Annotated in this window: 14 protein-coding genes; 4 read left to right on the top strand and 10 right to left on the bottom strand. The window is 46.2% G+C overall.

Annotated features, from left to right (window positions below):
* Positions 1-58: 58 nt before the first annotated feature.
* From HZF10_RS08065 to eno, 7 genes are all read right to left on the bottom strand, one after another.
* Positions 59-2,383 carry a T9SS type A sorting domain-containing protein gene (locus tag HZF10_RS08065; protein WP_176005685.1) on the bottom strand — a complete coding sequence of 775 codons (2,325 nt, stop codon included), beginning with the start codon at positions 2,381-2,383 and terminating at the stop codon, positions 59-61.
* Positions 2,384-2,507: 124 nt separating this feature from the next.
* Positions 2,508-5,882: a DUF7619 domain-containing protein gene (locus HZF10_RS08060; RefSeq protein ID WP_176005684.1), complete on the bottom strand. Its 3,375-nt coding sequence runs from the start codon at positions 5,880-5,882 to the stop codon at positions 2,508-2,510.
* A gap of 65 nt (positions 5,883-5,947) precedes the next feature.
* Entirely contained in the window at positions 5,948-6,709 is a 762-nt protein-coding gene (locus HZF10_RS08055) for a LytR/AlgR family response regulator transcription factor (RefSeq protein ID WP_176005683.1), read from the bottom strand.
* Between the two features lie 42 nt (positions 6,710-6,751).
* Positions 6,752-8,710, bottom strand: a complete 1,959-nt coding sequence (locus HZF10_RS08050) for a tetratricopeptide repeat-containing sensor histidine kinase (RefSeq protein ID WP_176005682.1) — start codon at positions 8,708-8,710, stop codon at positions 6,752-6,754.
* A gap of 172 nt (positions 8,711-8,882) precedes the next feature.
* Positions 8,883-10,520, bottom strand: coding sequence for a T9SS type A sorting domain-containing protein (locus HZF10_RS08045; protein WP_176005681.1), 1,638 nt, complete (start codon positions 10,518-10,520; stop codon positions 8,883-8,885).
* A gap of 279 nt (positions 10,521-10,799) precedes the next feature.
* Positions 10,800-11,534 (bottom strand): leucine-rich repeat domain-containing protein, encoded by a 735-nt coding sequence (locus HZF10_RS08040; RefSeq protein ID WP_176005680.1) that lies wholly within the window; start codon positions 11,532-11,534, stop codon positions 10,800-10,802.
* 160 nt (positions 11,535-11,694) lie between these two features.
* Positions 11,695-12,987: a phosphopyruvate hydratase gene (gene eno, locus HZF10_RS08035; RefSeq protein WP_176005679.1), complete on the bottom strand. Its 1,293-nt coding sequence runs from the start codon at positions 12,985-12,987 to the stop codon at positions 11,695-11,697.
* 162 nt (positions 12,988-13,149) lie between these two features.
* On the opposite strand from eno, the gene HZF10_RS08030 reads away from it, so the two are divergent.
* Genes HZF10_RS08030 through HZF10_RS08020 form a run of 3 tightly spaced genes read left to right on the top strand, consistent with a single transcriptional unit; the run spans position 13,150 to position 16,401 of the window.
* On the top strand, positions 13,150-14,034 hold the full coding sequence (locus HZF10_RS08030; RefSeq protein WP_176005678.1) for a hypothetical protein: 885 nt from the start codon (positions 13,150-13,152) through the stop codon (positions 14,032-14,034).
* 46 nt (positions 14,035-14,080) lie between these two features.
* A complete protein-coding gene (locus HZF10_RS08025) occupies positions 14,081-15,511 on the top strand; it encodes an MBOAT family O-acyltransferase (RefSeq protein WP_176005677.1) in 1,431 nt (476 codons plus the stop codon).
* Positions 15,511-16,401 carry a hypothetical protein gene (locus HZF10_RS08020; RefSeq protein ID WP_176005676.1) on the top strand — a complete coding sequence of 297 codons (891 nt, stop codon included), beginning with the start codon at positions 15,511-15,513 and terminating at the stop codon, positions 16,399-16,401. The genes HZF10_RS08025 and HZF10_RS08020 overlap by 1 nt, the downstream gene beginning before the upstream one ends.
* Here HZF10_RS08020 and carA read toward each other — a convergent pair.
* Positions 16,398-17,504, bottom strand: coding sequence for a glutamine-hydrolyzing carbamoyl-phosphate synthase small subunit (carA, locus tag HZF10_RS08015; protein WP_176005675.1), 1,107 nt, complete (start codon positions 17,502-17,504; stop codon positions 16,398-16,400). The two genes, HZF10_RS08020 and carA, sit on opposite strands and share 4 nt — an antisense overlap.
* A 185-nt stretch (positions 17,505-17,689) precedes the next feature.
* On the opposite strand from carA, the gene HZF10_RS08010 reads away from it, so the two are divergent.
* Positions 17,690-18,340, top strand: coding sequence for a hypothetical protein (locus HZF10_RS08010; protein ID WP_176005674.1), 651 nt, complete (start codon positions 17,690-17,692; stop codon positions 18,338-18,340).
* A gap of 200 nt (positions 18,341-18,540) precedes the next feature.
* Here HZF10_RS08010 and rplQ read toward each other — a convergent pair whose 3' ends face one another.
* Positions 18,541-19,131 carry a 50S ribosomal protein L17 gene (rplQ, locus tag HZF10_RS08005; RefSeq protein WP_176005673.1) on the bottom strand — a complete coding sequence of 197 codons (591 nt, stop codon included), beginning with the start codon at positions 19,129-19,131 and terminating at the stop codon, positions 18,541-18,543.
* Between the two features lie 32 nt (positions 19,132-19,163).
* The gene (locus HZF10_RS08000) at positions 19,164-20,156 is read right to left on the bottom strand and encodes a DNA-directed RNA polymerase subunit alpha (protein ID WP_176005672.1); all 993 of its coding nucleotides are present in this window, start codon (positions 20,154-20,156) and stop codon (positions 19,164-19,166) included.
* Positions 20,157-20,168 lie beyond the last annotated feature (12 nt).

The raw sequence follows: 20,168 nt of genomic DNA, 5'->3' as shown, positions 1-20,168 counted from the left end.
CGAGGCAAACAAAAACCCGCAACTCAAAATTGCGGGTTTCTCAAATCGATGGTGATTTTTATTCTTTTACGATTTTGATCACGGCACTTCCTTTTTCGGAAATCGCCTTGACGAAATACACGCCTTTCGATTTCGAATAAAGACTGACTTGCATTTCAGACGACGACCCGACATGGGTTTCGAGAAGCCTGCCCTGAACGTCAAAAATCTGTACCGATTTCAAATCGGAAGTACTTTTAACGGTAAACTCGTTTTTGGTCGGATTCGGATACAGCGCAACCGAGGCCACATTGAAATCATCGGTGGACAACGCCTGGAACGTCGTCTCGGCGTCGTTCGTTTCTACAGGGAAATTGTAGTCGAAGAAAATATCGGCTTTGTTGGACACGGTCGTCCCTTCGGTCAACGTCGGGAGCGTCTTGGTTTTGAAAAGCACATACCCGTCGGCTTCTGCGCCTAATTCGATGCCTTCGAATATAAATTCGACGTTTTGGCCGTTTATTCGTGTATTGACCGCGTGCGAATTATCCAAAACCTGAAGGCTTGAAACATCGAATTTCGTCGCATCGATCACATCTTTGACGACGATGTTATGCGCGACTGCCGTTCCAGTGTTTTCGAATCGGATCAGGTAATGCAGGTATTCGCCGATTTTTTCGGGAGAAACCACAGCGCCTTCAAGGCAAGTCTTGTCGTTCGGATCGAAAGAGCCCACAGCCGTCTCGATATACGTGAACGTATTGTCGTTTGGAGTTTCGTCGTTGGCGATGGCAGACGAAGCGTTGAATTCGAAAACGTCCCCAATATTGACGGCCGGCGTTTCCATAGGCGAGTTGACGTTTAGGACAACTGTATAATGGCGACTCTCAAACGGTTGTAAGTTCGCATAATCCCAAGAAATTGAACCCGTCGCGAGGTTTGAGTAAGCCGGAGTTGCCGAAACGTAGTCAAGTCTGGTATCGTCAAAGCTCAACGTCGCCGTGCCCGAAAGCACCTGATTTCCTTTGTTTTTGATGATTACCGAACGATTGGTATCGAAACCCGGTTCCAGTATGTTTGCATATGTCAGCACTTCAAGATCGGGATGGTTGCCGTTTGCCGTCACACAGAAATCGTGATCGGAAACATTGTTCACGTCGGTAAAGTTTACCGTTGCGGAATTCGGGGAAACCGTAAAATACTCCGGATTTTCCAATACAGGCGAAAGCGTGTAATTGCCCGTATTGACAAAAAAACCGAATTCGCCGTTGTTGTTCGTAAAAACATCCTCGGTGGATGTGCCGTTGGCCACCTGGAGCTTTACATTCGAAAAATGGGCATCCGAAGCATCGCATCCGTCGTTTGCCCCATCGAATGTGAATGAGCCTGCAATCGTATTATATTCGCCTCCGGGTGTGAATGAACAATAGGTGTTCACCATACAATCGCCGTTGGTCAGATTGACAAAACCTTCAAGTTCGTTAGCATCGACGCATAAATATTTAAAATTGGGATTTCCACTTAAAACCCAACTCCAAGGGTATTCCTCACGTCCGTTTTTAAGATTGATACTCTCCAATTGGTTGTTTGAAGCATCCAATAGAAACAGCGTTCCTGCCTGCGACAAATCCAAATGGGTCAAATTATTGTTTGAGACATCCAAATAGAGAGAAGACAAATAATAATCCTGCACGATATTCAATTCTACAAGTTCATTGTCGTTAGCGTTAATCGTCTCTGCGCTATTCACCGTCAAGGTGTGCAATTTGTTGTGATGGCAATTGAGAATGCTTATAAACGTATTCATCATTGAAAGCGATTCGAGATTCGGATTGAAATTGCACTCAAGTGTGTGGAGTGGCGCGTCGATGACAACCGATGCCAACTGAACGTTGTTCACGCACCATAAATCTATTAAATCAGGGAAGCCGGTAAGATTCAATACAGACAAACCCGTGTTGTTCAAATCGAGTGAATGCATTTGAGACGGATTCAGGTTCAACGTCGTCATTAAAGGCGAATCCCATATTCGCAAATATTGGAAGGAGCTTTCGGAGAGATCTACCGATTGCAATAGAGGATTATCGGTAAGGATGAAATTCAAATTAGAGATCCCATCGTTGCCCTGTGGATTATTGGTATAAATAGAAGTGATGCTCGTATTACTGATGTGCCATTCACTTGCAGAAAAAGCACTTATCCCGGTCAGGTCGGTAATTGCGGGATTGTCGACATCTATGAAACATTGACAATACGTTTCGTCGGGCGCCATGATTTCCCCATCGTTGTCGAAGTCGAAATGCTCAAGCAATATCTGCTTGAACGCCGGATCGGGAATGTTCACGATTTGAGCCGACAATCCGGCATAGCAAAGCACAAAAAATAAAAAGTAAAGATTCCTCATCGGTTTGGTTTTCCTAAAGATTCAAAAAGCCCGCAACGGTTGCGCGGGCCTTTCCATAACTACTAAAAACTATTCTTTTTCAATATTTTGCATCCGTTGAACGGACGTCTTGCAATTTCCCCTATTACTTCTTGACGATTTTTTCGACTTTGACGCCTTTGTCGGTCGTGATTTTCACGAAATACACACCGGTTTGCCTGTCGGAAATATTCATAGTCGTTTGGTTCGCATCGATCATTTTCACCTGAAGCAATCTTCCCTGTATATCGAAAAGCTGCAACGACCTGATTTCGTTATCGGCTTTCACCGTAAACGAATCGTCGACCGGATTCGGATACAACTCGACCGAAACATCTTTAGGATCGTCGACCGAAAGTGACTGGAACGTGGTGTGTGCCGTATTGGTGATGATCGGATGGTTGTAATCGAAGTAAATGTCGGCTTTGTTCGACACCACATCGCCTTCGTGAAGCGAGCCAAGTGTACGAACCCTTAGCAAAATATTGCCATGTCCGCCCGAATCGAGATTGATGCTTTGGAAAATGAAAATCGTACCGTCGTCGCCCGATTTGGCCACGACGTGATGCGAACTGCCCATAATCACAAGGCTCGAACGGTCGAACATCGTAGGGTCGATCACGTCTTTTATCGTGATGTTCTCGGCAGGCGCGTTGCCCGTGTTCTCGAAATTGATCACATAATGCAGGTAATCGCCTATCAGCATCGGGGAAACGATTTCGCCTTCAAGACATTTTTTGTCGTTCGGATCGAAAGAACCCACGACCGTTTCGGTATATGCGAACGTATTGTCTGCGCTGTCCACATCGCCCGTCGCATTGATGTTTGCGGTAAACGTCAACTGGTCGTCTATGTTGATCGCGGGCGAATCTGTAGGCGCGTTGATGTTTACGGTCACTTCTATGCTCCGGCTTTCAAAAGGCTGCAGGTTCGCATAGTTCCAATTTAGTGAACCCGTACCAGATGATGCCGGAGTAACCGTAGAAGACACGAAGTCCATCACGCTGTCGTCATAGAAGAAAGATATGCCGTAGGTTTGGCTCAACGTCTGGTTGCCTTTGTTTCGGATGACGATGCGGTACACGGCGTCGAAACCAGGTCGTGCCGGAATGACCGGGAAAACCGCGATTTCGGCGTCGGGATTGATTCCGTTGGCCGTCAAACAGAAATCATTCGTGGAAATTGTCCCGTCGACCGCTGCGAAATTCACGTTGGCTGCAGAAGGACTTGTATTGAAGTAATTGTTCTCGAAAACCGGATTCACGGTATAATCGCCATCGCCTACATAAAAGTTATACGCTGCTTGGTTGTCGGTAAACACGTCGAACTCATCGGAATCGTGCGTCATGTGTACCTTGATAAGCGATTGCGCACTATCGGAAGCATCGCATCCGTTGCCCGCCGAATCGAATTTCACGTTTCCGGTAATCGTATTGTAAACGCCTCCGGGTACGAACGAACAGTACGAATTTACCTGAACCGCGACTCCGGCCATAGCTTGATAGGACGCAACCTGATCTTCATCGGCGCATACATAAACCAAACTGTTTTCGGTAAGATCGCCAACCGTGAGGTTTTCCTCGGCTCCGTTCTTGGCGAAAAGCATTTCTATGTTATTGCCGAAAATAGACACGCCTTCCAGATTCGTATTGTTGTTCAAATCTAAATTGCCTGTTATATTGTTGTCGGAACAATTGAGGAATACCAAATCTTCGAGAGTGGTCACGTCCAACGTCGTGAGATTGTTGTTGCGGCAATCGAGATTCGTAACCGACGGATAGACCGAAACATCGAGGTTCGCGATTGCGTTCCCTCGGCAATCCAACGTCAGCAGTGTAGACGATGGCGGTAAATCGACAGTCGAAATACCCGTATTGCCGAATTGTAGATATTTAAGCGAAGACAAACCTGTCCAGTCATGCGATTGCACCGGATTGTCGTTGAAATACAAGGTTTGCAAGCTCGACATTCCGGCCACGTTGACATTAGCGACGTTGTTCGATGAAAAATCGAGCGTCTTCAAACTTGTCGCCCCGATGACGTTCAAAGTCGCCAAATCGTTAGCGGCACAACTCAAAATCTCGAGATTCGTGAACGTGCTTACGTCGAGGCTCGTCAATTGGTTGCCATATACATTGATTTCGCGCACTTGCGGAATGTTCGACAGCACGAGGTTCGAAACTTGGTTGTACATGATCGAAAACCTATCGAGGTTCGGCATATTCTGTAACGAAAGCGACGTCAAGTGGTTTTGGTCGAGTACGAGGTCTTCGAGGTTGCTCACACCAAACAAGTTGATGGATGTAAGCTCATTTCCTCCCAAATACGCAAGCTGCAATGTCGTCATGCCTGACAAATCGAGAGAAGTCAGCATATTGTCCATCGCATACAAATTGATCAGAGACGTGAAGCTTTTGACTCCCGTCAAATCCTGTATATTGAGGTTGTCGACCGTAAGCGTAGTTACGACGGCCGCTTCCGAAAACTGGATGTTGCCGTCGGTATTCGTATCGATTCCTGCCGTAATCAACGCATTTTTAAACACGGGATCCGGAATGTACACGACATCGGTATCCATAACGACCAAATCAAAACTCGTGACGCTTGCGCAAGTGCTCGAATTAGACTGGACGCGTGCCCAAATGGTCTCGGGATTCGATCCGTTAGGCCACGCCGTTACCGGAACTATGGGGTTATTTCCGTTTTGCGCATCTGCTTCACTGGTATAAAAAGATACCGTCACGTTCGATTGCCCACCGACCAAAGCCGTGTTGTTTGTCGTCAAATCGAAAGTGGCGTATCCGTCGTTAGGGCTTTCTGAAACCACAATATCGGACGCTGGATAAGCGAAAGCCGGCTCTACGACATTGACCTGTAAATTCTGGTTCGGGAACGATTCGCAACCCGAGACCACACTATAAAGATAGAAGTCGTAAGTCGCGATCAAGTTATCGGGTAAAGATATATACACCGTATCGCCACTTGTCGTCGTGACGGTTTGGTTAGCACCTCCGTTGACCGAGTAGGTGAATGTGTACGGAAAGCCTGCTCCTCCAAATCCTTGAAGCTGTATTGCGCCACTTCCGCTGCCCATGCACACATTGGTTTGGGCTGCCGAAATCGTACCGGTAAGCGGCAGGTAAACCACGAGGTCCAGATGGGCCACGGCAAATTCCGTAGGGTTGGCGATTTCCTCGACCCTTACATATAAAATCTGGTTGTCGGAACCTGAATAAGCAGAGGGAATGGTTATAAATGATCCGTCCGAATTGGCATCAGATAAGGTTTGATGGAATGTGACCGTATATTCGGAAGGGTTCAGACCATTCAAAATCTCGGGAATGGTCATTGTAAGGTCGAACATTCCAAACCCATCGCCGTTGTCGTCGCAAACGGCCAATGGCTGCGGACTCGCGTTGATGTCGGGCTGAGCCAAAGCTAGTCCTGAACAAAGCAACAACAGAAAGTATAGTTTTTTCATGGTCGGTAATTTTAAGTTTGCGGCTGGCGCGTGGTTGTGGTGTTTTTGGTATTTGGTTGAAAAAATTAAATCGTCCTCAAAAGTTCCTGCAGCCTTTCCTTTTTCCGTTGGGAAATCGGCAAATGGCTGCCATCGCTCATGATGACGTAGCCTCCGTCTTTTTTGATGTATGATTTGAGATACGAAAGATTGATCAGGTGCGATTGATGGATCCGCTCAAAACCGTGCTCGGTCAACATATCCTCGTATTCTTTCAATGTCTTGGAAATCAACACCGGCTTGCTTCCTTTTATGTAAAATTTGGTGTAATTGTCTTCGCTTTCGCATCTTAGGATATCGCTGATTTCGAACAGATGGATACCTTCCGAAGTCGAAAGCGCAATCCTCTTGAAATTGTCGACTTTCTTGCGGATGTTCTCCAAAAGCAAATCGATGTGCGCGAAGCCTTCGTTCTTGGTCACGACGCTGCGGATCTTGCCGATGACTTTTTCCAAATCTTCGGGATCGACGGGCTTGAGCAAAAAGTCGAGCGCACTGAAACGGAACGCCTTGATCGCATACTGCTCATGGGCCGTGATGAACACGATATGAGCCGTAGAACTCCCGTGTTTTTGGGCGAGTTGTTCCAAAATATCGAAACCGGTGCCGTCTGCGAGTTGTATGTCGAGGAAAACCACTTGCGGACGCAACGTATCCATCGCCTTGATTCCAGATTCGACGCTATCGGCTTCCCCTAAAATGTCAAAATCCGGAGCATAACGTTCCAGAAGGCTTTTCATTCCGTTTCTAAGGTTGGCATCGTCGTCTATGAGCAGCGCGGATATCATTTATTTTCTATTTTAATTATTATTTTCTATTGGCAAGACGGTTTATTTGTCGTTTATGTATTGCACCGGAAGCGTCAAAACCACCTGTGTTCCAATTACATGACCTTCGTTGTCGGCTCTTTCGGTAATATCGACGTCGGCCTTACGCGAAGTAAAGGCTTTTATCATTTCGAGACGTTTTTTTGTGATATCGAGTGCCATCGATTTATGAACAGATACCGATTGTTCTTTCATTTGACGCGATTTGTCGATCCCGATCCCGTCGTCTACTATCGTACAGATCAAATTATCGCCAGACAATTCGAAACTGATGTCGATCCTGCCCTGCCCTTTCTTCGGAACAAGTCCGTGTATGATGGCATTTTCGACGAAAGGTTGCAACAATAACGGAGGCAAAGCCGTGTCGTCTTCTATATCGCTGCTTTTATTGATGCTAAATTCGAAAATTTGGTTGAAACGAAGCTGCTCCAATTCGAGATAGTTGCGCAATCCTTCGATTTCTTTGTCGATCGGGATCAGGGATTCTTTCGAATATTCCAACGTGAGACGCATCAGTTTCGAGAACTTCGACAGGTATTTGATCGCCGAATCGGTGCCGTTTTGTACGATGAAACTCGAAATCGACCCCAGACAATTGAACACGAAATGCGGATTCATCTGCAAATGCAGCGCTTTTTGCTCGTATTCGGCCAACTCTTTTTCGAGCGTGAGCGTCTTCTTGAGCTGCAACCTGTTGTATATCAGGAAAACGATCCCGAACAACAACAGGATGAACAGCACAATGAAGAAAGTTTGCATGATATGGCGCTTGGATTGCTCGCTGAAAAGGAGTTCGCGTTTCTCTCTTTCCTTCTTCTGCAATGCCTCGCGCTTATCGAATTCATAATTCATTTCGGCCTGTACGCTTTTGCGGATGTTCTCGTTTATGTTCAGGCTGTCTTTTGCGATACTGTAATTCTGGAAATGCAGCAACGCCATTTTCGGATCGTTCTTTTTGGTGTAGATGTCACTGAGCATTTTCTCGGCAATCACGACCTGTTCCGGAATATCGAGCTCTTTCGCCAAAGCGAGCGAACGGTTGGCATAGTTGAGCGATTCGTCGAGATTGTCGGCAGAGAAGTAATATTTGGCCAAATGCGCATAGGTGTCGGCCGTTCCGAATTTATCTTCTATGGAATTGAAAACCTTGATGGCTTCATCCCAAGTTTCACGTGCTTTCAGTGTATTTCCGGTCTGTTGGTAATACGAGCCGAGGTTGTTGAGCAATTCACCCAATCCACGAGGATTCGGGAAACCGGTGAACATGTTGCGCGCCTTGCTGTAATATTCGAACGCTTTGGCGAAATTCTTTTGACCCAAATAGATATTTCCGATGTTCGTAGCCGTAATGCCTACCGTCGGATCTGCCGATTTTTCCTGGATTTTTTGTGCTTTCACGAAATATTCCAACGCCTTGAAATCGTTGTGAAGCGACTGGTATACGATCCCGATGTTATTGTAGACGCGACCCAATCGCAACGGTTCATCCATCGTCTCGTAAAGCGGTGCGGCCTTCAAATGAAACTGAAGCGCACGTGCGTAATTGCTTTGTTCCGAAAAGACGATACCGATACTGCCGTAAGCTTTGGCCAAACCGGCTTTCACCTTGACATCTTTCGGATTCGCCGAATACTCGTTTTCAAAAAGGGTTTGGGCCGATGTGAAGTATTCGAGCGCTTTCGGATAATTCCCTGTAAGAATTCCGGCCGTCCCGAGGTTGAGCAACGCATTTCCTTCGGCCGTCTTGTATTTTATGCGTCGCGACAAATCGAGTGCCTTGCCTGCATATTCGGTCACTTTTGAAGCATCGGAAGTCTTGTAACCGTCCGAAACCGCATTGAGCAAATCGGCCCGATCTATATCGTTCTTGCTCTTAGGCAATTGCGCTACCAGGCTATCTACCGATTGGGCAGACGCCAAAGTGCAAATGAAAAGCAAAAATGCGAGTAGGTTTTGTTTCATGGCCTTATGACTGAAGCAAATGTAAGATTTAGATCTTTAACACCTAGAAGCGATTAGAATTTGTGCTTTACGGCTGAGAATACGAGTGTTTATGCGACAATTGGTGCGTTCGGCGATAAAAAAGGCGCGATCCGTGAGATACGCGCCAATTGGATTCTTGGAATAGGAATTATCATTTTTTCATCACTTTCTCGATAGAAATCCCTTTTGCGGTGATGATCTTGAGGAAATAGATTCCCGATTGATTTCGGCCCATATCCAACACGAAATCATTAGCGGAAGGCAATTCGGCACTCACGATGCGACCCTGCATATCGTAAACGGAAACCGAATGTATGTCCGAATCGGCTTTGATGCGCACCATTCCCGAAGTCGGGTTCGGAGAAACGACAACCGAAGCATCCTGAACGAAATCGCCCGTCTGCAGATTCTGGAACGTCGTACTCGCCAGATTCGTCTCGATCGGGTAATTGTAATCAAAGAAGATGTTGGCTTTATTGGTGACCGTGCTTCCCGTCGTGAGCGTGTTTTTGGTCTTGATCTTAAAGACGACATTTCCGTGTTCGTTCACACCTAAATCGATGCCTTCAAAAATGAACTCGACTTTAGCGCCCGTAATTCGCGTACTGTTCGGATGCGATGCCGACAAAAGTTGGAACGTCGACAGATCGAATTTCGCAGTATCGATCAAATCGGCAACCACGACATTTTCGGCCGGAAAAGTTCCTGTATTTTCAAAGTTGATCACATAATGTAGGTAATCCCCGATTTTTTGTGCCGAAACGACATTGCCTTCCACGCATTGTTTGTCGTTCGGATCGAATGAACCTACCACGACCTGATCCAAAACAGAGGTATTGTCTTGCGGCATCTCGTCGGACGCGAGCGGATAGGCCACGGCCGTAAAAGTCAAAACATCATTGATGTTCACGGGCGGTGTCGCGGTTGGCGCATTCACGTTGAACATCATACCCACGACCTGCGAACCGAAAGGCTGCAAACCGGTAAAGTTCCAAGTGAGATTGCCTGGATTTTGGATCAAGGTTTCGGAAGCTTCTACAAAATCGAGCACATTTTCCTCGAACGAGATCGCCACATTACCCGACATGCTCTGGTTGCCTTTGTTGCGCAACACGACCTGGTAAAAGGCCTCGAAACCGGGACGCGCACCACCAATCGGTACGAAAGTCACCTCGAGATCCTGATGCGAGCCGTTCGCGGTAATACAGAAATCCTGCGTATTCACCGTACCGTCCTGAGCGGGGAAATTTACCGTCGCGGATGCAGGTGCTGCGTTGAAATACGTCGGATTCTCAAAAATTGGGGTCAGCGTATGGTCGCCTTCCCCGACATAGAAACTGAAACCGCCCTCACTATTCACAAAACTGTATCCTACTTGCGAACCGTCGTCGATCTTGATCTTAAGCGACGGCATGGCCGGATCGGAAGCGTCACAACCGTTCGCATCTATATCGATTTTCGCCTGTCCCGAAATGGTATTGAAGGTTCCTCCGGGCGTAAACGTGCAATAGGAGCTGATCACAAGGTCTGCCCACTCCGGATCATAATACTGCTGCTGTACCGATGCGAGTTGATCCTCATCGACACAAATGAATTTTAATGTGGTCGGGTCGATTGAAAAGACACTCAAAAAAGTCTCTATTGAGCCGTTCTTCGCAAAAACCGATTCCATAGGATTGCCTCCAGCATTCAAATAAAACAATGACGGGCATTGGGAGACATCGAGCGTCGTAATCTGATTGCCTGCAACTATAAGATTATGTAAAACAGGCAAGTAAGGCAGTGTCATGTCGCCAGAAATCTCATTACTATCTAAATCGAGTGTGGCCAGCGCCGGACAGCCGGTTATTGAAAAATCCGATATAATCCCCAACCTATTGCTAAAATTAGTGAGGGAAGGACAATTGGAAATATGGACCGAACTTGGTCCCAAACCGATCTCAGGAGTATGTAATCCCATGACAGTCTCCAAAGATGGCAAGTCATGCAACTCCAAAGCAGGCAACGCCGTATGTGACGTACTGAGATTATTCAGTGACGTACAGCCTGTAAAGTCGACTGTTTCCAATTATGAAGTGTTCATCAATTCGACTATATACAGACTGGAACAGCCCGACAAATTGAGGTGCTTGACATCGGATGAGTCCAAATCTACCTCGTCTAGCATCGTATTTCCAGACAAATCAAGTGTATCGATAGGTGTATCGGCAGCAACATGTAACGTATGCAATGTCAGGTTATCGAGATTGAGCGCCTGTAACTGATTGCCTCCAACATAAAGCAGTCCCAACGAAGTCCATCCGGTCAAATCGAGACTCGTCAAATTGTTTGACTTGAAAGTCATTGCTCCAACCGAAGGAATCACACCCGAAAAAGAAGACAACGAATTTTCCTGGATCGTAAGTGATTGAAGTTGCGGCAAATTTGCGAGACTGACGGACGTCGTTTGATTGTTTTGAAGGGTTAGCGATTGTAAATTCAGAAATCCTTGCAAGGAATTCGCACTTATCGTATTGGCCGTAATATCCAGGTTACGCAATTCCGAAAAATATTCTATTCCCGCGATCGAAGTTATTCCGCCGCCAATAATATTGAGGCTATAAACCAATACGGCTTCCGATTGTTGGATTTCGCCATCGTTATTGACGTCGATCTTAAAGTGATTTCCCTGAGCGTTGCTCGCAATGTTGTTGGAAGGGGATGCCGATACTAATTTGGCTTTGAAATTCGCATCGGGAAAATTGATGTTTTGCGAATTCGCGATACAGGAAACGAAAATAAATCCGAGTAAAAGTTTTTTCATAGCGCAGTTTGTTTTGGATAAAGCTTTAAAAGCCGTGTGAATGTACTGAAAAAAGTGACGGTTTCACGACAAAATTGAGCATTCGCCCCTTTCGTATGAGCACAAATAAAAAAACCCGACCGCAAGGCCAGGTTTTTCCATCAAAATATAAAAAGATAGATTATTTCACTTTGAACGCTTTCTTTCCAGGGAAATAAGCGGTTTCACCCAATTCTTCCTCTATGCGCAACAATTGGTTGTACTTGGCCATACGGTCTGATCGCGATGCCGAACCGGTTTTGATTTGCCCACAGTTAAGCGCTACGGCAAGATCGGCAATCGTGTTGTCTTCGGTTTCGCCCGAGCGGTGCGACATTACAGACGTATAACCTGCATTGTGCGCCATGTTCACGGCGGCGATCGTTTCAGACAACGTTCCGATTTGGTTCACTTTGACCAAGATCGAGTTTGCGATGCCTTTCTCGATTCCCGTAGACAAACGTTGTACGTTGGTCACGAACAAATCGTCTCCTACAAGCTGCACTTTGTCTCCGATAAGGTCGGTAAGGTATTTCCAGCCGTCCCAATCGTCTTCGTACATACCATCCTCGATAGAGACGATCGGGTATTTCGAAGCGAGTTCCGCCAAATATTCGGCTTGCTCTTTAGACGAACGGATTTTCCCGGTTTCGCCTTCGAACTTTTTGTAATCGTAGTTTCCGTTCACGTAGAATTCAGAAGCGGCGCAGTCAAGAGCGACCATGACGTCGTCTCCGAATGTGTAACCTGCTTTTTCGACCGCGAGCTTGATCGAATCCAAAGCGTCTTCCGTTCCGCCGGCCAAATTCGGGGCGAAACCACCTTCGTCACCTACGGCTGTAGACAGATTGCGGTCGTGCAACACTTTTTTGAGGTTGTGGAAAATCTCGGTCCCCATTTGCATCGCGTGCGTAAAAGATTTCGCTTTTACCGGCATGATCATGAATTCCTGGAATGCGATAGGCGCATCGGAGTGCGAACCGCCGTTGATGATGTTCATCATAGGAACCGGAAGCGTATTTCCTGAAACGCCGCCCACGTAGCGGTACAATGGCAATCCCAGTTCGTTCGCGGCAGCTTTCGCCACGGCCAAAGACACACCGAGGATTGCGTTTGCACCAAGGTTTCCTTTGTTCGATGTTCCGTCGAGCTCGATCATTTTGCGGTCGATCAGGTTCTGTTCGAAAACAGAAGTTCCGACAAGCTCTTCGGCTATACGCGTATTTACGTTCTTCACGGCAGTGCTCACACCTTTGCCCATGTAGGCTTTTCCGCCGTCGCGCAATTCCACGGCTTCGTGCTCGCCTGTGGAAGCTCCTGATGGAACGGCCGCGCGGCCCAAAACTCCGGTTTCTGTAACGACATCGACTTCGATAGTAGGGTTTCCTCTGGAATCAAGGATTTGCCTTGCGTGAATTCTAACGATAATACTCATTTCGTTTTTCTTGATTTTGGTTAATGAATAATGCAAATATAATCAGAAGTATACTTAAAAACAGGGCAAAATCGGGTATGTTATCAACGCAAACGTTATAATTCGCAAAGTTTTTTCGGTTCGGATAATGGTTATATTTGCGCTCTCGACTTTTCGCGCATCTTGACCCGATTCATACGAAATATCCTGATCCTTTTGGGGTTGACGTTGTTAACCTTAGTGGTGTTGGACCTCGTCTATACCCGGATTCTCACGCATGCGCCCGCCAACGACAAAATCACGCTGATCAAAAGGTCTTCGGGCCGTAAATTCAATTACGTTTTCGTCGGCTCGTCCCGCGTGAACAACTGTATCATACCGTCGATAATCGAAAAAGAGACGGGAAAGACGTCTTTGAATTTGGGCGTCGAATCGGCACGCCCGCACGATATATTGACGTTGGTGAAATTGCTCGTGGCCAGCAACGTGAAATGCGACTCGGTTTTCGTGCAGGCCGATTACGGCTTCAACCATCTCGAAAGTTCTACGTTCTTGGAATTCCAGGCGATGCCTTACTTGCGGCAGGATTCGATTTTGAGCAATCACATGTCGTATTTGCCCGATGCGTGGGCTTTGAAGCACATTCCATTTTATCGGTATGCCGTTTATGAGCGGAAGATCGGACTGCATTCGACATTTGCCGCATTGCGCAGAAAATCACCTTCCAACCTTGAAAAAACTTCGGGCTGCATGTTGCTTCGCGGCCAACAATTGCTTGACGAATACACGATGCCGAAAACCATTTCCGTGCAAAATCGCTATTGCGAAGAACTTGAAAAATTCGCGAAAATCCACAATCTTCATCTCGTGTATTTCACTTCTCCTTTTATGCTGTCGGTCAAAACCAAAGATTTTATGTCCAAACTCAAAAAGAAAATTCCGGGTTTGCACGATTATTCGAGAGCGATAGCAAGTGACAGCCTTTTCCGAAACCAATCGCACTTGAACAATAAAGGCGCGGCGGTTTTTACGGAATTGCTCCTATCCGACCTGCTCACCAAACGTTAAAACAGTTGCTAATGCCTATATTTGGCTTTTAATTAACCTGACCGACATGCTTTTCAACTCCTGGGAGTTCGCCCTGTTCCTGCCGATCGTTTTCGCTTTGTATTGGATGCTGCACAAAAAATTGCAGTTCCAAAACATGCTGTTGCTTGGGGCGAGCTATTTCTTTTATGCGTGCTGGGATTGGCGATTCCTGTTTTTGCTGATGTTTTCGACAGGCCTCGATTATTTCACCGGACTCAAAGTGTCGGGAAATGACGGCTTCGGGAAAAAATTCTGGTTCTGGCTCAGCATCATCGTCAACCTTGGATTCCTCGGTGTTTTCAAGTATTACAATTTCTTTGCGGAATCGTTCGCAGGATTACTCGAATCTTTCGGGTTTCGCGTGCATTTGGCCACGCTTGAGGTGATTTTGCCTGTCGGGATCTCATTTTACACGTTCCACGGGCTTTCGTACGTGATCGATATTTACAAGAACCGTATCGAACCCGAGAAAAACTTCGTGACCTATTCGCTTTTCGTAAGCTATTTCCCGCTTTTGGTCGCCGGTCCGATTGAACGCGCGACGCATCTTTTGCCGCAAATAAAACGCAAGCGCAACTTCGACTATGACAAAGCCATGGACGGATTCTACCAGGTTTTGTGGGGCTTGTTCAAAAAAGTAGTGATCGCCGACAGTTGCGCACAGTACGCCAACGAAATCTTCAACAATTCGGGTCAGATGAACTCGTTTTCATTGATTTTGGGTGCCGTGTATTTCGCGTTCCAGATTTACGGGGATTTTTCGGGATATTCAGACATCGCATTGGGAACTTCGAAAATGTTCGGCATCGATTTACTTCGGAACTTCAACTATCCTTATTTCTCGCGCGACATCGCCGAATTCTGGAGACGTTGGCACATTTCGCTGTCGAGCTGGTTTCGCGATTATCTGTACATTCCGCTTGGCGGAAGCAAAGGCGGTATGTGGAGCAAGATCCGCAACACGTTCATCATTTTCCTTGTGAGCGGATTCTGGCATGGCGCGAATTGGACGTTCATCGTTTGGGGCGGATTGAACGCGCTGTATTTCTTGCCGTTATTGATCCGGAATTCGAACCGCAACAACATGCACATCGTTGCCGAAGGGCGCTTTTTCCCATCGATAAAAGACGTGCTGAAAATACTGCTTACATTTTCGCTTACCGTTTTTGCGTGGATTTTCTTCCGGGCCAAAACCGTTTCCGAAGCCATCGCTTATATTAAGGGAATCGGCATTTTCAATTTTGACGGAGGCATACAATTCCTCAAAATCGACCGTTACACACCCGAATTGCTGCTGTTGATCGGCATTTTCATGTTGGCCGAATGGTTTTCGCGCGAGCATGAACATCCCGTTTTCGGAAGATGGAAATTCTTTAAAGCAATCCTTATCATCCTTGGCATCATTACATTAGGTGCTTTTTCGAACGTTGGCGATTTCATATATTTCCAATTCTGATGGGCAAGTTTCTACGACACATTCTACTTTTTTTGATCGCAACGGTCGCGATGATGGCAGTTTTGGATGTTTGCTATACGCAGATTTTCGAAACGTCTCCGCCTCGATCGAAATTCCAGTTGCTCAGAAATTTAAAGGGACAAAAGATCGGATATGCCTTTTTGGGATCTTCACGTGTCGATAACGACATAGTTCCCGAATTGATCGAACAGGAAACGGGAAAGAAATCGCTCAATTTAGGGTTTCAGGCATCCAAAATGTATGATATCCATACGATATTGCGGCTTCTCAAGGAATACGACGTGCAATCGGATAGGGTTTTCGTACAAATGGATTACACCTTCAATGCGGGCGGACATTCCAATATGATGCTGCACGAAGTTTTGCCGTTCATACGAGACAATGAAGTGACACGCCGCCATTTTGCTGTCCTTCCCGATCACGATGCCTTGTATTATGTTCCTTTTTACCGATATGCGGCTTACGATTTCAAGATCGGATTCAGGGAAATGATGATGAATGTATTGCACAAACGCACGGCTTTGGCGCTTTCGGGAGGTTATCATCCGGTTTTCGGGCATGAACAAAAGGAAAACCACAACACTTTGCCGGATACGATATGGAAAAGCAATCCCTATTTTGACAGCATACGGTCTTTCGCCGATAAGAACAGGTTGGACGTGACGTATTTTTGCGCACCTTTCGACACGAAAACCAAAAATATCGGCTATGTCAAACTACTCAAAGGCAAAATTCCGAACCTGCGCGATTATTCGCAGAGCATCCGCGACACCATGTCTTTCGCCAACCACTTTCACTTAAATGACGTTGGAGCGCGGGAATTCACGACCCAATTCATCCGAAACGAATTAAAAAAGAAAGCGCCTTAATTGGCGCTTTTTATATTCTCTATGAACTGGTCGAACAAATACGTCGAATCGTGCGGACCAGGACTTGCTTCGGGGTGATATTGAACCGAAAACGCGTTCTTGCTCTTCATTCGCATTCCCGCAACCGTTCCGTCGTTGATGTGTAGGTGCGTGATCTCGAAATCGGGATTCTTGAGCAATTCTTCTTTGTTGACTGCGAATCCGTGGTTTTGTGACGTGATTTCGCCGTGTCCGCTAACCGTGTTCATGACCGGATGGTTGATTCCCCTATGACCGTTGAACATCTTATACGTCGGAATGCCGTTGGCCAATCCCAAAATTTGGTGTCCGAGGCAGATCCCGAAAACCGGATCGTTGGCCTTGAGGATTTCTTTTGCGGTTTCCTGGGCAACCAAAAGCGGTTCCGGATCGCCGGGTCCGTTCGAAAGGAAAAATCCGTGAGGATTCCACGCTTTCATTTCCTCGTATGACGTATCGAAAGGGAACACCTTGATGTAACAGTCGCGTTTGGCAAGATTCCTTAGGATGTTTTTCTTGATGCCCAGATCCAAAGCGGCGATTTTGTAAGTCGCGTTCTCGTCGCCTACGAAATACGGTTGTTTCGTAGATACGACCGAAGCGAGTTCCAGACCTTCCATAGCCGGGATTTCGGCCAATAGCGCTTTCAATTCCTCTACCGATTTGCCGTCTGTGGAAATAGCCGCGTTCATCGCACCGTTATCGCGAATGTAACTTACCAACGCACGCGTATCCACATCTGAAATACAGATCAGATTTTGCTTGCGGAAATATTCCTCAAGACTCGCTGTAGAATTGGCGCGTGAATGGTTGAAGCTGAAATTCTTGACGACCAATCCCGAAATCATGATCTTGTCGGCTTCGATATCTTCGTCGTTGACGCCGTAATTACCGATGTGCGCATTGGTGGCGACCATGATCTGACCGAAATAAGACGGATCGGTGAAGATTTCCTGATAGCCCGTCATGCCGGTGTTGAAGCAGACTTCACCGAAGGTCGTGCCTTCGATTCCGATTGATTTTCCGTAAAAAACAGTGCCGTCCGCAAGTAGTAAAATGGCTTTTTGTCGTGTGTTGTACTTCATGTAGCAGTTATGTTGCTAAAGTGCAAGGTTTAAGATTGCTTGACTTTGTGTAGTTATCGGGGTGCAAATTTAGCGTATTTTTTGTGGACGGCATAATCACAACAAATGTTTTGTTCTTTTTTGAGATTCGATTCTGAGTATGACAATTAACTTTATATTTGCCACCATTAACCAAAATTCAATTAATGAAAAAGTTATTTTTATGCGCATTTGCTGCACTTCTTTTTTCGTGTAGCTCAGACGATGGCGGATCGTCAAACAACGGTGGTAACAACAACGATAATGGGGTTGCCTACATCAAAGGAAAGATGGACAACGTCGCGTTCGATTACACGTTCAATAACACGGCCAACGATACTTTCCTGTATAATGCGGCCACCGGTTTCAGCGGTGAAGGTTTTGACCGTTGGTATTACTACGGCGGAAGCATGATGACGTTTACGCCACCGGTTTTCACCCCTTCATTTACTATTGCATGGAACAATATGTATTATGGAGAAGGCGGTGATGAAGAGGGAGAAGCGGCAGCGTTCTACGAAACAGTTGGCGATTTACCTTCGAATTTCCTGAACTACGATCAGGACGATGCACACAACCCGGGCTTAGAAATCACTTACGAAGCGCAGGATGGCACTTTCTATTCAAGCAAAGGAGGAAGCCAGACCGGAAGCACGCTTTCTGTAAGCAATTACACACAAGGCACCACAAGCAACGGAGCGAAAACCATGACCGTCAAAGGAACATTTTCGTGCAAGTTGTATAACGATGAAGATCCGAACGATGTGATTGAGGTCACGGACGGAAAGTTCAAGATGATACTTTCGGAGTTCCAATAATCAAGAAAGGCGCGAAAGCGCTTTTTTTTGTGCCTTTTTGAAACGGACTAAACCGTATCGTCAAGGTTTGTCGGATTTATTTCTTACAAAATCTACTCGTGTCCATAATCCGCAATCCAAATCCAGAAAGAACAACCATACAAACAACAAAAAAGGGACAAACTTTCGCTTGTCCCTTTTTTATATTAAAAAGAAAAATACTATTCTTCTTTCTTTTCTTCTGTCGCATCTGCAGCAGGAGCTTCAGGAGCCTCAGTTGCCGGAGCTTCTGCAACCGGAGCTGCTTCTGCTTCTGGTGCTTCTACTGTCGGTTCTTCTACTTCAGCAACCGGAGCTGCTTTCTCTGCTTTTGGAGCAGCTGTAGTAGCTCCTTTTGCTTTTGAACGACGGCTTCTGCCTTTTTTCTCTTCTTTTTTGCCTCCGTTGTAAAGTTCGTTGAAGTCTACAAGTTCGATCATCGCCATATCAGCGTTATCTCCCAAACGGTTACCCAACTTGATGATACGAGTGTATCCTCCTGGACGGTCACCAACTTTGGCAGCAACGTCGCGGAACAATTCAGTAACCGCGTATTTGTTGCGAAGGTATGCGAAAACGATACGACGGTTGTGCGTCGAATCTTCTTTAGATTTTGTTACCAACGGCTCAACAAATTGCTTAAGCGCTTTGGCTTTAGCCACAGTCGTGTTGATGCGCTTGTGCTCGATCAATGAACAAGCCATGTTCGCAAGCATGGACTTTCTGTGTCCTGACTGACGGCTAAGGTGATTAACTTTTTTTCCGTGTCTCATTGTTATTCGTTTTTAATCCCGTGCTTCCGGAACTAGTCTTTATCTAATTTATACTTGCTAAGATCCATTCCGAAAGTCAGGTTCTTCTGAGCTACGAGTTCGTCAAGCTCAGTAAGTGACTTCTTACCGAAGTTGCGGAATTTCATCAAATCGTTCTTGTTGAAAGAAACAAGGTCTCCCAAAGTATCCACTTCGGCAGCTTTCAAACAGTTGAGGGCGCGAACCGACAAATCCATATCGACCAATTTGGTTTTTAGGAGTTGACGCATGTGCAACGATTCCTCATCGTATGATTCTGTCTGTGCGATTTCGTCGGCCTCAAGCGTGATACGCTCGTCGCTGAACAACATAAAGTGGTGGATCAAAACTTTCGCAGCTTCGGTCAACGCGTCTTTTGGGCTGATCGAACCGTCTGTCTTGATTTCGAAAACCAGTTTCTCGTAATCGGTTTTTTGCTCAACGCGGAAGTTCTCGATAGCGTACTTCACGTTCTTCACAGGTGTAAAGATCGAGTCTGTCGCGATAGTACCGATAGCGGCGTTTTGCTTTTTGTTCTCTTCAGCAGGAACGTATCCACGGCCTTTTTCGATGGTCAATTCCATGTTAAGGCTGATTTTGCTGTCAAGGTTACAGATCACGAGTTCCGGGTTCAATACCTGGAAACCAGAGATGAATTTCTGGAAATCGCCAGCAGTAAGTTGGTCTTTTCCTGAAACGGAGATGGTAACTGATTCGTTGTCTACGTCTTCAATCTGGCGTTTGAAACGCACCTGCTTCAGGTTGAGGATGATTTCCGTAACATCTTCCACAACACCTGAAATAGTGGAGAATTCGTGATCAACACCTTCGATGCGAACCGAAGTGATTGCATATCCTTCCAGTGCGGAAAGCAGCACCCTTCTCAAAGCATTACCGACGGTCAATCCGTATCCGGGCTCAAGAGGGCGAAATTCGAATTTGCCTTCTGAGTCGGTTGAATCGATCATGATAACCTTATCGGGTTTCTGAAAATTAAATATTGCCATAATTTCGACTAC

The sequence above is a fragment of the Flavobacterium agri genome (assembly GCF_013401995.1).
Lineage (GTDB): Bacteria > Bacteroidota > Bacteroidia > Flavobacteriales > Flavobacteriaceae > Flavobacterium > Flavobacterium agri.
The sequence above is the reverse complement of the archived record's forward strand: the minus strand, read 5'-3'. Positions and strand labels throughout refer to the sequence as shown.

What these genes read in the sequence shown, in the direction of transcription:
- HZF10_RS08065 (WP_176005685.1), bottom strand. Translation starts at nt 2,383, where the DNA reads ATGAGGAATCTTTACTTTTTATTTTTTGTGCTTTGCTATGCCGGATTG.
- HZF10_RS08060 (WP_176005684.1), bottom strand. Translation starts at nt 5,882, where the DNA reads ATGAAAAAACTATACTTTCTGTTGTTGCTTTGTTCAGGACTAGCTTTG.
- HZF10_RS08055 (WP_176005683.1), bottom strand. Translation starts at nt 6,709, where the DNA reads ATGATATCCGCGCTGCTCATAGACGACGATGCCAACCTTAGAAACGGA.
- HZF10_RS08050 (WP_176005682.1), bottom strand. Translation starts at nt 8,710, where the DNA reads ATGAAACAAAACCTACTCGCATTTTTGCTTTTCATTTGCACTTTGGCG.
- HZF10_RS08045 (WP_176005681.1), bottom strand. Translation starts at nt 10,520, where the DNA reads ATGACACTGCCTTACTTGCCTGTTTTACATAATCTTATAGTTGCAGGC.
- HZF10_RS08040 (WP_176005680.1), bottom strand. Translation starts at nt 11,534, where the DNA reads ATGAAAAAACTTTTACTCGGATTTATTTTCGTTTCCTGTATCGCGAAT.
- eno (WP_176005679.1), bottom strand. Translation starts at nt 12,987, where the DNA reads ATGAGTATTATCGTTAGAATTCACGCAAGGCAAATCCTTGATTCCAGA.
- HZF10_RS08025 (WP_176005677.1), top strand. Translation starts at nt 14,081, where the DNA reads ATGCTTTTCAACTCCTGGGAGTTCGCCCTGTTCCTGCCGATCGTTTTC.
- HZF10_RS08020 (WP_176005676.1), top strand. Translation starts at nt 15,511, where the DNA reads ATGGGCAAGTTTCTACGACACATTCTACTTTTTTTGATCGCAACGGTC.
- carA (WP_176005675.1), bottom strand. Translation starts at nt 17,504, where the DNA reads ATGAAGTACAACACACGACAAAAAGCCATTTTACTACTTGCGGACGGC.
- HZF10_RS08010 (WP_176005674.1), top strand. Translation starts at nt 17,690, where the DNA reads ATGAAAAAGTTATTTTTATGCGCATTTGCTGCACTTCTTTTTTCGTGT.
- rplQ (WP_176005673.1), bottom strand. Translation starts at nt 19,131, where the DNA reads ATGAGACACGGAAAAAAAGTTAATCACCTTAGCCGTCAGTCAGGACAC.
- HZF10_RS08000 (WP_176005672.1), bottom strand. Translation starts at nt 20,156, where the DNA reads ATGGCAATATTTAATTTTCAGAAACCCGATAAGGTTATCATGATCGAT.